Origin of the sequence: Legionella maioricensis (assembly GCF_023618015.1) — a bacterium.
Taxonomy (GTDB): domain Bacteria; phylum Pseudomonadota; class Gammaproteobacteria; order Legionellales; family Legionellaceae; genus Legionella; species Legionella maioricensis.
The window spans coordinates 113,778-128,803 of the sequence record NZ_JAJKBJ010000005.1; the positions used below are offsets into that span (position 1 = coordinate 113,778).

The following is a 15,026-nucleotide window of genomic DNA, read 5'->3' on the forward strand; positions in this document are numbered from 1 at the left end:
AGGGCTGTGTTACACGCTATTTTAATACTTGCGACAATAGTGGCTATAGGGATTTTATTAACCCGGCAAGCTTCAATTTCAATATGGGCAATCAGTTTTTCGTTATTTACTGCTTTGGTCATGCGCTATGGCTCACCCGGATTGTTTACCGAGATACTGATATGGTCTATAGAAATTATTTTAGTCTTAGGTGCCATAAAACCACTAAGAAGGGAATTATTATCCAAGCATTTGTTTAAAGTAGTGAGCAAAGCAATGCCTGCAATGTCTTCAACTGAACGAGAGGCCTTGGAAGCGGGCACTGTCAGTTGGGAAGGAGATTTATTTAGTGGAGCCCCCAATTTTTCATTGTTGAGAAAAGCGCCGGTTGTTTCTTTAACCCAGGAAGAAAAAGCATTTCTCGAAGGGCCCGTGAATGAACTCTGTGCGATGCTTGATGATTGGGATATTACTCATAATCGAACTGATCTGCCTCCGGAAGTCTGGCAGTTTATCAAAGAAAATCGTTTTTTAGGGATGATTATTCCTAAATGCTATGGTGGTCTGGAATTCTCTGCTACTGCTCAAATGTCTATCCTGGTTAAAATTTATGGTCGCTCAATTACTGCGGCGACTACCATATCCGTGCCTAACTCCTTGGGCCCAGGTGAATTACTACTTAAATACGGAACAGAAGAGCAAAAAAATTATTATTTGCCTCGCCTGGCAGATGGACGTGAAATTCCCTGTTTTGCTTTAACTGGACCCAATGCAGGTTCTGATGCTGCTTCAATTCCCGACGAAGGGATTGTTTGTCGTCAGGAGTTTAATGGCGAGCAGGTTCTTGGGGTGCGTTTAAACTGGAATAAACGTTACATTACCTTATGCCCTGTAGCTACAGTTATTGGCTTAGCCTTTAGAATGTTTGATCCTGAAAACTTGTTAGGCAAAGGTGAGGATATTGGTATTACATGCGCTCTTATTCCCGCAGATACCCAGGGTGTCACTAAAGGGCGTAGACATTTCCCCTTAAATATTGGATTTCTAAATGGTCCTACGCAGGGTAAGAATGTATTTATCCCTATGGATTATTTGATCGGTGGAGAAGAAATGGCCGGTCATGGCTGGCGCATGTTAATGGAATGTCTTAGTGCGGGTAGAGCTATTTCTTTACCCTCCAGTGCTAGTGGTGGTGCTCAGGCAGTTGCTTTAGCATCGGGGGCCTATGCACGAATTCGTAAACAATTTAATCAATCTATTGGCAAATTTGAAGGGATAGAAGAACCCTTAGCTCGGATAGCGGCGAATACTTATATTATTGATGCGTCTTTAACCATGGCGGCAGCGGCAATAGATCATGGTGCAAAACCTTCCGTTGCTGGAGCAATATTAAAATATCATACCACCGAGCGTGCTCGACAACTGGCATGTGATGGTATGGACATTCATGGTGGAAAAGGGATTTGTCTTGGTCCTAATAATTATTTAGGCAGAGGTTATCAGGGCACTCCAATTGGTATTACCGTAGAAGGGGCTAATATCCTGACCCGCAGTTTGATTATTTTTGGTCAGGGTGCAGTGCGTTGTCATCCTTATGTGTTTAAAGAACTTGAAAGCGTTAGAAATAATGATTTAACGGAATTTGATAAGGTATTCTTTGGCCATGTCGGATTTGTTATTGCTAATTTCACCAAGTCATTAATCTTTGCATGGACTGACGCATGGATGACCAAAGCGCCTCCGAGCAGCGTGAAACGATATTATCAATTAATCCATAAATACAGTACTAACTTGGCATTTCTTGCTGATTTTTCTATGGCCGTATTAGGTGGGAATTTAAAGCGCAAGGAGAAATTGTCTGCTCGTTTAGGCGATATGTTAAGTTGTTTATATATGGCTTCAGCAGTACTGAAACGGTTTTATGAGGATGGGGAGCCACAAGCCGATCTACCCTTGGTCCAGTGGAGTTGCCAACAGTTATTACATGAATGCGAAACTGCCATGCAGGGCGTTATTATTAATTTTCCTGCACGATGGGCAAGAATTGCATTGCATTTAATTTTAAAGCCTTTCGGGAATAGAAGAAATAAACCTGATGATCATTTGGGACATAAATTAGCAAGGATTTTAATTGAACCCAATGAAACTCGAACTCGTTTAACTCGTCTGGTTTATCGCGAAGCGGGTGAAAATTGTCCATTAGGCCGATTAGAAGAAGCATTCAATAAAGTTTGTGCCGTAGAGGAACTAGAGAAAAAAGTCATGAAAGCAGCAAAAGATCATGTATTAAAGTCTCTTACTTTCCTGGAGCAAATAACAGAGGCTCGGCATTGCGAGATTTTAACCGCAGATGAAGCCAAACAATTGGAAGAAGCTGAATTGGCAAGACAAGCCATTATCAAAGTAGATGATTTTGCTGATGACGAATTACGCCGTCCTTCTCTGGCTAGCGATCTCAAATCGAAAGGTAAAATTATTGCTAAAGATGATGTAGAAACAGAAATAGTATAAAGCCTTACATGTTGCGACTTGCTTTTGAGGGGCCTCAAAAAATTTAGACAATCGAGAGCGGGTCATTACCTGGATCCGTTCGGCCTGAAGAGGAGCAAAAGTGCTGTCTCAGTCTGAACGGTCTAAGAGTATACTAGAGCAACAGTGTTTTCTGTCAAATTTTGTGAGGCTCTCTCAGGACTTGTTTGTGGCATCCAGCGATTAACAGCATCTAGTCATCCCTACAAAATTAAAATAAAGATGTCATCAATGAATCAGACGAATGAGGACAATATGCTTACCTTGCAAACGATTAAAGCGATTACTTTCGATGTGCAGGGAACCTGTGTTGATTTTGTCCAACCTCTTCAGGGCACAGGGGAGCATATTAATCACGCAAAAGGTCTGGGAATCGATTGGTCTAGTTTTTCTTTTGAATGGCGCAGACTGTACCGCAACATGCTTGATGAAGTTATTTCTGGACAACGTTCATGGATGAGGGTTGATAGCATCTACCGCCAAACATTGGATACTTTACTGGAAAACAAGAAGTTGTCAGCGTATTTCTCAATCGCTGAACGTGATGAGCTCAACACAATTTGGAGCCGTTTGGAACCCTGGTCAGACAGTATAGAAGGACTTAGCCGACTGCGCCAAAAATTCGTCACTTCGACACTTTCTAATGCGGGCATGGCAGTAATGGTTTCTGTCGTCAAACATGCTGGGCTGCCATTCGATGCACTGCTAACGGCTGAACTGGCACATAACTACAAACCCTCTCCGACGGTGTATCAGCTTGCGGTGGATTATCTTGGTTATAGACCACATGAAATATTAATGGTCGCTTGTCACAAATATGATCTAAACGCTGCACGGGCTTTTGGAATGCGTACAGCTTTTGTAGCACGTCCGCTAGAATTTGGTCTAAACTTTAAACCCGATCTTGCTCCTGAACCATGGTTTGATTTATATGTTGATAGCTTGGTTGCTCTGGCAGAAGCGTTAGGAGTTTAAGATCTTGTCGGAACTTTTAGAACGTTGAGGGTTACTTTTTTGAGATAAAAAACAATTAGAAACCAATAAACCCAACAGGGCTTAATAGTAATATCAATAATTTGATAGCTGCCAAATTAAGTATTATTTTTTTATGCTTCCTCTAAAGCATCATCAGGCATCGTAATATTTAGCTCTAATACAGCACTGTCTCCTGAGCGCTCGAGATTGACGCTTACTTGATCACGAGTGATATGCACGTATTTTGCTATAACTGCCAGAATTTCTTCTTGCAGTTTAGGTAAATAATCCGGCGTATTACGCTGGGAGCGTTCATGAGAAATAATAATTTGTAAACGCTCTTTGGCAACTGACGCAGTAGAATTTCTTCTACGTAAGTAATTAAATATACTCATATTGCCACTTCCTCCTTATTTTTACCGAATAAGCGACGCAATATTCCTTTACGTTCACCCGTAATAAAACGCATTGGTCTTTCTTCACCAAGAAAACGAGCAATAGCATCCTGATAGGCAATACCAGCATCGCTTCCTTCATCAAGAATTACCGGAGTACCAGTATTTGAAGCTCTTAGAACTGATTTTGATTCTGGAATAACACCAATTAATGGAATAGCTAAAATTTCTTTAACATCATTTACCGAGAGCATTTCACCGCGCTCAACCCGCTCAGGATCATAACGTGTTAATAACAGGTGCTCTTGAATTGGGGGGGCATTATCGATGGCCCTTTTGGTTTTGCTTGCAAGTATTCCTAAAATTCGATCTGAATCGCGAACAGATGACACTTCAGGATTAGTCACCACGATCGCATGATCGGCAAAATACATTGCCATTAGTGCGCCAGTCTCAATTCCTGCTGGCGAATCACAAATGATAAAATCAAAATCTTTTGCCAAATCATTAAGCGTTTTTTCAACCCCTTCAATAGTCAGTGCATCTTTATCACGCGTTTGCGATGCAGGGAGTATGTAAAGATTGGGAACACGTTTATCTTTAATAAGGGCTTGGTTAAGGCTCGCCTCGCCGTTTATGACATTTACAAAGTCATAAACAACGCGTCTTTCGCACCCCATAATGATATCCAGGTTTCTTAAACCGATATCAAAATCTATAACCACAGTCTTATGGCCTAGCAAAGCAAGACCTGAAGAAATAGCCGCCGAAGAAGTAGTTTTTCCTACTCCGCCTTTACCTGATGTAATCACAATTATTTTAGCCAACGCTGAACCCTTCCTATTCTTCGATTCAACACAATATTTAAACAACAGTTTACACGCTATTGAATAACTAATTCAAGCTGTCAAGAGCTTCAATTAGAATTAAACTTTCTAATTGCTAATAATGTGTAATATTTATGATTTAAATGTTTAACTTTTCTTATGTTTGTAGTAAACTATTCGGTTAATTTAACTACTGGAGTCAGATAAAAATGTCTCTTAATATTGTACAGCAGTCATTGACCTTTGATGATGTGTTACTTGTACCTGCCCACTCGCTTATTCTCCCTAAAGACGTCTCACTACAAACTAAATTAACGCGTACAATAAACCTGAATATGCCTTTGCTATCAGCCGCTATGGATACTGTTACTGAAGCACGACTGGCCATTTCCTTAGCCCAGGAGGGTGGTATAGGAATTATTCATAAAAATATGAGTATTATTGATCAGGCTGAAGAAGTTAGACGAGTTAAAAAGTTTGAAAGTGGCATGGTAAAAGATCCTATTGCGGTAACACCAGATGTTACCGTTCAGAATTTACTTGAGGTGATGACCCGCTATAATTTTTCTGGCGTACCCGTAGTTGATGGGGAGAACTTGGTTGGCATAGTAACCAGTCGTGATATTCGTTTTGAAACGAATATGTCTTTAACCGTTGGCGAAGTAATGACTCCTAAAGACAGGTTAGTTACTGTGAAGGAAGGCGCCAGCAGAGAAGAGGTTCGCAGTTTGTTGCATAAACACCGCATTGAAAAATTACTCGTGGTTAATGATTCTTTTCAGTTGCGTGGCTTAATTACCGTAAAAGACATCCAAAAAGCAAAGGATAATCCTTATGCCTGTAAAGATGGAGCTGAACAATTACGTGTTGGGGCTGCTGTAGGCGTCGGTGAAGGCACTGATGAACGTGTTGCAGCCTTAGTGGAAGCCGGAGTTGATGTTATTGTTGTCGATACTGCTCATGGCCATTCTCAAGGGGTTTTAAATCGGGTGAAATGGATTAAGAAACATTTTCCTGACGTTCAGGTAATCGGTGGAAATATTGCTACCGCAGCAGCTGCTCGTGACTTATATGCCGCTGGCGCTGACGCGGTTAAAGTAGGCATAGGTCCTGGTTCAATTTGTACTACTCGGATAGTAACTGGAGTAGGGGTTCCTCAAATCAGTGCTATCGCTAACGTCGCTGCGGAACTTAAAGGAAAAATTCCAGTTATTGCTGATGGTGGTATTCGTTTTTCAGGCGACGTATGTAAAGCTCTGGCTGCAGGCGCTGATACAGTAATGCTTGGCGGCATGTTCGCAGGAACGGAAGAGTCTCCTGGTGAAATTGAATTATACCAAGGACGTACTTATAAAAGTTACAGAGGTATGGGTTCTATTGGGGCAATGTCTCTAGCTCAAGGCTCAAGTGACCGATATTTCCAGGATATTTCTCAGGGGGCTGAAAAACTGGTTCCTGAAGGAATAGAAGGGCGCGTGCCTTATAAAGGTCCAGTGCAAACGATTGTTCATCAATTGTTAGGCGGTTTGCGTTCCTGTATGGGGTATACCGGGTGTGCTACTATTGAAGAATTACATACAAAAACAGAATTTGTGCAAGTTACTAATGCGGGTATCAGGGAATCACATGTACATGATGTAAGTATTACCAAGCAGGCACCTAATTATCAAGTGGATAATTAATAATGAATGATTTAAAAGAACGCCCCTTACTCATCCTTGATTTTGGTTCCCAATACACTCAACTCATCGCCAGACGTGTTCGAGAAATGGGAGTTTATTGTGAAATTCACTCCTATAACCTGGAGCGTGATCAATTCGAATCGCTTCATCCTTGTGGGGTGATTTTGTCAGGAGGGCCTGCAACAGTAACTCATGAGGCTAACCCTCGGGCACCACAATGGTTGTTTAACGCTGGACTACCAATATTAGGTATTTGCTATGGCATGCAAACTATGGCGGTACAATTGGGCGGAGAAGTTCAATCCTCTTTGGTCCGAGAGTTTGGTTATGCCGAGTTGAAATTACTGGGAAATAATAAGCTTTTTGTTGAACTCGAAGATAGGCGATCATCAGAGGGACATGCTTTACTAGATGTCTGGATGAGTCATGGCGACAAAGTGACTCAATTACCTCCGGGTTTTAGCATTATTAGTGAAACACGTAATGCCCCTATTGCTGGAATGGCTGATGAGAGCCGACAGATGTATGGCTTACAATTTCATCCGGAAGTCACCCATACGATACAAGGACTCCATATTTTACGTCGATTTGTCGTAGATATTTGTAAAGCGTCCACGAGTTGGACCCCTGACCATATTATTGATGAAGCGATTAGTAAGATAAGAAAACAAGTAGGCAAAGACAAAGTTTTACTTGGATTATCAGGGGGGGTGGATTCCTCGGTTGTTGCTGCATTATTGCATAAAGCTATAGGCGAACAATTAGTTTGTGTCTTTGTAGATACTGGTTTGCTTCGTTTAAATGAGGCGGAACAGGTGATGACTATGTTTGGTCAGCATATGGGTATTCATATCATTGCAGTAAATGCTGAAGAGCAGTTTTTAAATGCGCTTAAGGGCGTTACCTGCCCCGAAGAAAAAAGAAAGATTATTGGGCGAACTTTCATTGAAGTATTTGATCATGAAGCACACAAAATTTCAGGGGTGAGCTGGCTGGCTCAAGGAACAATTTATCCTGATGTGATCGAATCTGCAGCAACGAGTACTCACGGCGCTTCCGTAGTGATTAAATCACACCATAATGTGGGTGGTTTACCAGAGAAAATGAAATTAAAATTATTGGAGCCGGTACGCGAGTTATTTAAAGACGAAGTGAGAAAAGTTGGTCTTGAATTGGGATTACCTCATAGTATGGTTTATAGGCATCCTTTTCCTGGGCCCGGTTTAGGGGTTCGAATCTTAGCTGAAGTTAAAAAGGAATATGCGGATATTTTGCGCAAAGCAGATGCTATTTTTATAGAGGAGCTCCATGCAGCAGAACTTTATCATAAAGTAAGCCAGGCATTTGCCGTATTCTTACCCGTTAAAAGTGTTGGCGTGATGGGGGATGGCCGTCGTTATGATTACGTTATTTGTCTGCGTGCGGTAGAAACAATTGATTTTATGACGGCTCATTGGTCGCACTTGCCATGGGATTTTCTGGCAACGGTATCCAACCGAATTATTAATGAAGTCGAAGGCGTGTCGCGTGTGACTTATGATATTTCGGGTAAGCCACCCGCTACCATTGAATGGGAATGAGTGATAAATATTGGATGCAACAAGCCTATCAGCAGGCGCTTCTTGCCCAATCTGAAGGCGAAGTGCCTGTTGGCGCAGTATTGGTGAGCAAGAGCAACGAGTTGTTAGGTCTTGGTAGGAATACACTTGAGAACCGTCACGATCCTTCGGCTCATGCTGAGATCAATGCAATCAGGCAGGCATCACAAACACTAAAAAATCATAGACTATTAGACACCACTCTTTATGTTACTCTTGAACCCTGCGTTATGTGTGCTGGACTTATAGTTCATGCCCGTATCAAACGCCTGGTATTTGCTACCAGAGATTTTAAAACGGGAGCAGCGGGATCAGTATTTAATGTGCTGCAGGGGTATCCTTTAAATCATAAGGTAATTATTGATGAGGGAGTGATGCAGCAAGAGTGCTCTCAATTATTGGCTGATTTTTTTAAGAAGTGCCGTTGAGGGCAGTTGACCATTAGGAAGAGAAAATCGTAGCGCTCGATTAGCGCAGTTAATACGGGAATGTCCTGGCTTAGCGTGTTGAAATCCTCGATTACGCTGCCTTATCCAGGCTACAAAATCTTAAGTAAGTGGCGTGCTTCGGCTGCTGCAGGGATTAAGAGCGGAAAAAGCCATTGCTAACGAAATAAAGCAACCCAGTACCGATTTCTAATGAGACGATACCACGTCATCTCGAGCTTCAGCGAGAGATCTGCTGACATAAACACTGTGCCCGCGTCTGGAGATCCCTCACCGCGTTCGGGATGGCGGTGTGGTGGGGTAACTAACGAGTACTTGAAAGCGCTTCGACCAGCTTTTGGTGGAGGATTTCTTTTTCTTCCGCGTCAAGCGGTTGCCCGTTTTTATTGGTAATATAGAACATATCTTCAGCTCGCTCTCCAGCCGTTGCAATTTTTGCGTTATGCAAATGAATGGCTAAGGTAAGAAATACACTACTTATTGTTGCTAATAATCCAGGCCTGTCATTAGCCACCAAAAACAAACGGGTGTGATGATTGAGATTATCTTCATTGTAAGTGATTTGCGTTTTAACATTAAAATGCGCTAAAGCTCTTGATAGTCTTTTTCGTGTAACGGGAGGTAAATGATCTTTATCGGCCAAATGAAGACACAAATCCTGTTGGATTGCAGTGGATCTTTGCTCATCGAAAAAGGCCTGGTTTTGCTCATCCAGAATGATGTAAGTGTCCAAATCAAACTGGTTATCACAGGTAATGATTGCTGCTTCTTGAATCGTTACATGATGATTACTTAGAACAGAAGTAGTTATGGTAAACCGCTCGTCACGATGAGGCATATAAATAAACACTTCAGTTCCACCTTGACTGTGATGAGGCATAATCATCACTAAAGGAAATTGCTTTGCCATAAGAATCGCTTTACTATGTCTTGCGATGACCTCTGGTGATTCATGAAGAAAATATTTTCCTTTAAATTTATCCCACAATTGTTGAATGGTTTCTGGCGAAATACCTTCTGAAATCATGATACTTAAAGCATATTGTTTTCGAGCAGCAATGAGTGCTGTTTCATCCATCAATTCTTGTTCTTTATGGAACATGTGTTTTGTAGCACGATATAATTCTTTGAGAAGAGAGTCTTTCCAGGCATTCCACAGCGCAGGATTAGTACCACAAATATCAGCCACAGTGAGCAAGTAGAGGTAATCCAGATATCCGGGGTGGGGTAATAACTGGCAAAAATGTTCTATGGTTTTTGGATCATAAATATCTTGTCGCTGGGCTGTCTGCGACATTAACAGGTGATGGCGAACAAGCCAAATTAATAATTCGGTATCTTCTTCGTCCAAATGGTGATGTTGAGCAAATTGTTGGGCTTCAATGGCGCCTAGTTCTGAATGATCGCCTCCTCGACCTTTTGCAATATCATGAAACAAAGCACTTAAATATAAAATTTCAGGTTTTGCCAAAGTCGCCATTACTTTGGCGCATAGCGGGAATTGTCTGGCATATTGTTCTTGTTTGAATCGAGATATATTACGGATTACAAATAAAGTATGTTGATCCACGGTATAAACATGAAATAAATCATATTGCATTTGTCCCGTTACTGTCGCAAAGCAATCAAGATAATGGGCTAAAACTCCATAGCGGTTCATTCTTTGCAGTGCTTCGTAAGGGTCATGACCGGTTTTCAGAATATTGATAAACGTTTCTTTGATTTCAGGTGATGCTTTAAGGCGTCTGCTTATTAAATATAAAGACTCTCGAATTAAGCGGATGGTACTCGCTCTGACTCCCGCAATATCTGGACGTTTTGCTAGCCACAAAAACAGCTTCAGTAGTGCTTGAGGATGCTGATTAAATACCCGCATATTGCGGACTTCGATATAGTTATTTGATAATTGGAATTCGTTATCCAGATGAGTTAGTTTTTGTTTTTGATGATGAACAATGGTTTCATCAAACCATTGTAAGAGCATTTCATTGAGCTCTCTATTGCGTTTAATGACTTTAAAATAGTCCTTCATAAATTGTTCTATGGCTAAGGAGTGGGGGCCATCTGTATAACCAAAAACCTGAGCCAGCTTCACTTGATAGTCAAAGGACAAACGTTCTTCCGGTTTTTCTGCAAGCATATGCAAGGCAAAACGAACTCTCCAGAGGAAATGTTGGCAATAGGTCAGTTCTTCATATTCTTTATCAGTAATAAATCCATAGCTTATTCCATCTGCTAATTTTTTTACATTAAAGTGGCGTTTACTGATACTGAGTAATACTTGTAAATCACGTAATCCACCAGGTCCATATTTAACATTCGGTTCGAGGTTATAAGCAGTTTCCCCGTATTTGGCATAACGGTTTTTCTGTTCTTTTTGTTTGGCGAAAAAATACTCATGGCTTGGCCACATGTGAAGAGGGTGCGTTTGATAGATTAATTCCTCCATTAAAGCACCGCGACCACATAATAAATACATATCCATAATACTGGAGATAACACTTAAATCCTGAGCTGCCAGTTCAGCACAGGATTGCACATTAGTTATTTGATGACTTACCTCCAGGCCTACATCCCAACAATCCTGAATAAATGTTTGTGCCCGATGCAACTGTGTTTTAGAGACTTTATCTGTATGAATTAGTAATAAATCAATATCAGAATGAAGTTGCAATTCTCTACGACCATAGCTTCCCAGAGCAAGTAAGCAAAAATGATCACCCAGATCGAGTTTGTTGTTAACAAATAAATTAATTAAAATAGAGTCAATAAAGACAGCTAATTTACGAGTAATGGTACTGATATTAGCTTTTTGAGTGAACTCAGCGCACAGTTCTTCCTTGAACTGTTTAATGGTATTTTTAAGGCTATGATTATCGTTCTTCATTGCGCAGAGTTAAAATTTCAACACCAGTATCAGTGACGAGGAGGGTATGTTCCCACTGAGCTGAGAGGCTATGATCTTTAGTCACTACAGTCCAATTATCAGGTAACAAGCGTGTTTGATGCTTACCAATGTTAACCATGGGCTCAATGGTAAAAGTCATTCCGGGTACCAGACTCATTCCTGTTCCGGGTACGCCATAATGCAATACTTGGGGATCTTCATGAAATACGCGACCAATACCGTGACCGCAATAATCGCGCACTACAGAACAACGATTTTTTTCAGCGTGTTGCTGAATGGCATAACCTATGTCACCTAACAAAGCGCCTGGTTTGACCATATCGATTCCGATAAACAAACAATCATGAGCAATTTGCACGACATGTTTGGCCTTAACGGAAGGGGTGCCGACAATAAACATTTTACTGCTATCGCCATGGTATTCATCTTTAATAACGGTTACATCAATATTGATGATGTCGCCATTTTTTAAAGTCTTTTTTCCGGGTATTCCATGACAGACTACATGATTTATAGAGGTACAAATCGATTTAGGAAATCCGTTATAATTCAAGGGGGCAGGAATGGCTTTTTGCACATTAACAATATAATCATGACAAATAGTATTTAGCTCATCAGTGCTTACTCCCTCTTGAACATAAGGTCCAATCATTTCAAGCACTTCACCTGCAAGTCGGCCAGCAACACGCATTTTTTCTATTTCATCAGCTATTTTAATTGTAACGGCCATTATCTATATCCAAAAATAAAAAATTAAAACTTAGAAACGCGCCCATTGTTCATTGTAAAATTTAATTCAACCAGTTGATTATCTAAGCACTAGCTCACTAAATAAACATTGATACTGGGACATTTAATAATGTTAGCACATGCAATAGTTGAGCAACAGTCTTCAATTAATGATTTCAAAACTTGATTCTTGAAGAAAATAGTGGTCGAGCGATAGATTTTATTTTTAATTGAGTTGAAAAATAGACTCCTGTACCAAAGTTTAATACAGCTCTGAACTTAATCAATAAATGATAGCAAAATACCCTTATTGTAAACAATTGCATCACAATGTATAATGTTGCAATTTTTTACTCTTGGAATTAACTATGCCCAAACAAAGCGAACGGACCAAACCGATAAGAACACGTAAAGCCCCTGCTTTCTTGAAAGATTACGAAACCAACTTTCCTATAAAGAAAGCACTGCAGAATACGGTAAAAACCGTTTCATCTAAAGCGACTTCCTCAGTTAAATTTAAAAAAACGCAAGGAAGAAAGAAATCAGTCATTGTGCCCCAGTCATTTTTTTCTTTGCCTAAAGTAAGAAAGGTATCAAAAAATGACAGCGTGACTAATTGGGCGAGAATAGTGCGAGAGCTTGGCATCGATAATATGGAGACAAAAGATTATATTCCTTCAGATTTAGATAAGTCAGGATGGGTTTCTGTTAAATCAGTGAATTTGCTGAGTAAGCATGGGGGCCGAGGTTTATTTGCAGAACAAGATATACCCGCAGGCACTTGTATTGGTGTTTATACAGGTGAGGTTTATTCTTCTCAACAGGAATTTAACGAGTACTTAGCAACCCATATTGGGACTGATAACAGTTATGCAATGAGTATTGGTGGGAGAGTCATTGATGCTGCTAAAAAAGGTAATTTTACTCGTTATATCAATTTCTCTGACAGTCAGGACAATGTGGAGTTTGTTGAAGGAATATTTAACGGTCATAAAGTAGTAAAAGTCAAAACAACCAAGGAGATAAGTAAAGGGCAACAATTGCTTGTCAATTACAATACATATGACGAGCGTGCTTCGAAGCTTTATTATTTCCTTAATCCGTGTGATGGATGGCAATCTGCAGCTGAATTATATGAAGAACATTCAGTGCTATATCAGTTAATCAAAACGCCCTTCAGTTCGAATTTATTTAAACTGAGGAAAAACTGCAATTTATATGTAACCAGCATGGGTAAGGCCATACTGGAAGGTAAAATCATTTCAGGTAAAGAAGAACTACCCGATGCTGAGAGTGTTAATCTGCCTTTTTTAAAATCAAACTCAACTAAAGCTGTTTTAGGCTTTGATGTGGCTGATGCGTTTACTCCACTGATGCTGGCTTGTTACCTTGGGCAATTAGAAAACGTAGAACTGTTGATTGGACTAAATGCTAATATTGACCAGCAACAGAATCATTCAGGAAATTGTGCTTTATTTTTTGCTTTAGAAGGCTATGCTGCAGCATCAGATTCCACAACGCCGTTTTTAAAAATTATGCAACTCTTGATAAAAAAACAGGCTAATATATTCGTCCATGACCGAGCTGACAGGACCTTCCTTCATAGTGCCGTCTCTGTTCTTTCTGATAAAGATTTCAAGACAATAATGATTCTAATAAAGAAACAAGGACATATTGATTTTGCCCATTTGTTTGATTATGTTGATGAGGATGATTGTGATATTTTCATGTCTTGTCTTAAGGACAAATCTTTTGTTAAGACTCGTATTTTACTTGATCTGTTCCCTACTTATTTTAAAGAAAACAGTTCTAGGCAGAAAAAACTCTTTTGTAATGTTGCATATAAAAAAGCAATTGAGGATTATGATGAAGGAGAAAAAGCTATTCTCTTGAAACTTCTTGGGAATAAAAAATATACAGTTCCATCCGCGTTTTTGGAGGCACTAGCTCCTGAGGAAGAAAATGACTATTCTGATGAATCTTCATTCAGTGTTGGATAACGTACGAAGAAACCACTCATTCTTTATGAATGTGTAGTGGATGGTTGGGCTTATAGACCGATAGGGCGTTTGTAAGTCCTTATATCACGATTCATTATTTTTACCTCGATTAGAATTATACTGCTAAAGCTCTTCTTGTTGGGAACAACTTAATTCGATAGGGTGGCTCAAATATGCTTTGGGGTCGGATTTACTGCGTGGATCTGCCCCATCATATATTGCTTTGTATTGAGCGCGATAGCCATGGGGTGTTTGGGTGTATTTTACCGAATCTGGGAGAGCATAAAATTGTCCCATAAAAACATCTCCAACTCCATCAACGTTCACTACAAAATATAGGGTAAACACTTTTTTATTTAAGGCCTCAACTACAAAAAGGTTACCTTGTTTTTCATGATTTGAACAATTGGGATCCTTGCATTTATCAATATAACTAAGAGTGGCATTTTCCATTTTTATCTTTAAATCATAACCTTCACCGCGCGGATATCCAGAAATAATCATATTGGGTGAAGAGGTTGATTTGCAATCAAGATTCAGCTGCGGAGTCCCTGCTATTGCAGGGATGGAATATTCCAAGAACAATAGCAGGCTCAATGAAGATTTGGTAATCATTGATTTTTTCATCGCTAAAACTCCTTTTCTAAGACTTTAAAAAGGGAACGTCAAACACCCTTCTTTGGTTAATTATAAATATAGCCTATTACAAGAACAGACAGCATCTGATTCATTTTATCCATCCAACATGGCCAGTGTTCTGAGGGCGCGTCACCTTTAGACGATGAACAATTTTCCTATCGCTACCTACGCCCCGCGGCCGCGGGGCGTAGGGTTTGTTCTAAACAATTAAAAACATGAGTGTTACGGTGTTTGATTTTATTTTTCGTGTTATGAACATTCCCCCTCAATTATCGTGCTAATTGATCTAAATAGTGTTAAACTTGCACAACAATAAGCA

The 15,026-nt window shown here is 40.1% G+C and carries 11 protein-coding genes; 6 read left to right on the plus strand and 5 right to left on the minus strand.

The features are described from left to right. Window positions 1-6 precede the first annotated feature (6 nt). Both LOX96_RS06275 and LOX96_RS06280 read left to right on the plus strand, forming a co-directional pair. Window positions 7-2,490 carry an acyl-CoA dehydrogenase gene (locus LOX96_RS06275; protein ID WP_250421606.1) on the plus strand — a complete coding sequence of 828 codons (2,484 nt, stop codon included), beginning with the start codon at window positions 7-9 and terminating at the stop codon, window positions 2,488-2,490. Between the two features lie 249 nt (window positions 2,491-2,739). Next, on the plus strand, window positions 2,740-3,483 hold the full coding sequence (locus LOX96_RS06280) for a haloacid dehalogenase type II (protein WP_250421607.1): 744 nt from the start codon (window positions 2,740-2,742) through the stop codon (window positions 3,481-3,483). A gap of 131 nt (window positions 3,484-3,614) precedes the next feature. Here the strand turns inward: LOX96_RS06280 and minE are convergent, their stop codons facing one another. After that, the gene (minE, locus tag LOX96_RS06285) at window positions 3,615-3,878 is read right to left on the minus strand and encodes a cell division topological specificity factor MinE (RefSeq protein ID WP_250421608.1); all 264 of its coding nucleotides are present in this window, start codon (window positions 3,876-3,878) and stop codon (window positions 3,615-3,617) included. Next, window positions 3,875-4,705 carry a septum site-determining protein MinD gene (gene minD / locus LOX96_RS06290; RefSeq protein WP_250421609.1) on the minus strand — a complete coding sequence of 277 codons (831 nt, stop codon included), beginning with the start codon at window positions 4,703-4,705 and terminating at the stop codon, window positions 3,875-3,877. Before minD ends, minE begins: the two co-directional genes overlap by 4 nt. 209 nt (window positions 4,706-4,914) lie before the next feature. Here minD and guaB point away from each other — a divergent pair, with 209 nt between their 5' ends. Genes guaB through tadA form a run of 3 tightly spaced genes read left to right on the plus strand, consistent with a single transcriptional unit; the run spans window position 4,915 to window position 8,413 of the window. Next, window positions 4,915-6,387 carry an IMP dehydrogenase gene (guaB, locus tag LOX96_RS06295; protein WP_250421610.1) on the plus strand — a complete coding sequence of 491 codons (1,473 nt, stop codon included), beginning with the start codon at window positions 4,915-4,917 and terminating at the stop codon, window positions 6,385-6,387. Window positions 6,388-6,389: 2 nt separating this feature from the next. Next, window positions 6,390-7,967: a glutamine-hydrolyzing GMP synthase gene (gene guaA / locus LOX96_RS06300; RefSeq protein WP_250421611.1), complete on the plus strand. Its 1,578-nt coding sequence runs from the start codon at window positions 6,390-6,392 to the stop codon at window positions 7,965-7,967. Continuing rightward, complete coding sequence (tadA, locus tag LOX96_RS06305) at window positions 7,964-8,413, plus strand: tRNA adenosine(34) deaminase TadA (RefSeq protein ID WP_250421612.1); 450 nt, start codon at window positions 7,964-7,966, stop codon at window positions 8,411-8,413. The genes guaA and tadA overlap by 4 nt, the downstream gene beginning before the upstream one ends. A 322-nt stretch (window positions 8,414-8,735) precedes the next feature. Here tadA and glnD read toward each other — a convergent pair whose 3' ends face one another. Further along, a complete protein-coding gene (gene glnD / locus LOX96_RS06310) occupies window positions 8,736-11,318 on the minus strand; it encodes a [protein-PII] uridylyltransferase (protein ID WP_250421613.1) in 2,583 nt (860 codons plus the stop codon). Beyond that, window positions 11,305-12,069, minus strand: coding sequence for a type I methionyl aminopeptidase (gene map / locus LOX96_RS06315; protein WP_250421614.1), 765 nt, complete (start codon window positions 12,067-12,069; stop codon window positions 11,305-11,307). Before map ends, glnD begins: the two co-directional genes overlap by 14 nt. A 367-nt stretch (window positions 12,070-12,436) precedes the next feature. Here map and ankI point away from each other — a divergent pair, with 367 nt between their 5' ends. Next, window positions 12,437-14,068 (plus strand): Dot/Icm T4SS effector AnkI/LegAS4, encoded by a 1,632-nt coding sequence (gene ankI, locus LOX96_RS06320; protein ID WP_250421615.1) that lies wholly within the window; start codon window positions 12,437-12,439, stop codon window positions 14,066-14,068. A gap of 123 nt (window positions 14,069-14,191) precedes the next feature. On the opposite strand, the gene LOX96_RS06325 is transcribed toward ankI, so the two are convergent. Next, window positions 14,192-14,695 carry a hypothetical protein gene (locus LOX96_RS06325; RefSeq protein WP_250421617.1) on the minus strand — a complete coding sequence of 168 codons (504 nt, stop codon included), beginning with the start codon at window positions 14,693-14,695 and terminating at the stop codon, window positions 14,192-14,194. Window positions 14,696-15,026: the final 331 nt, after the last annotated feature.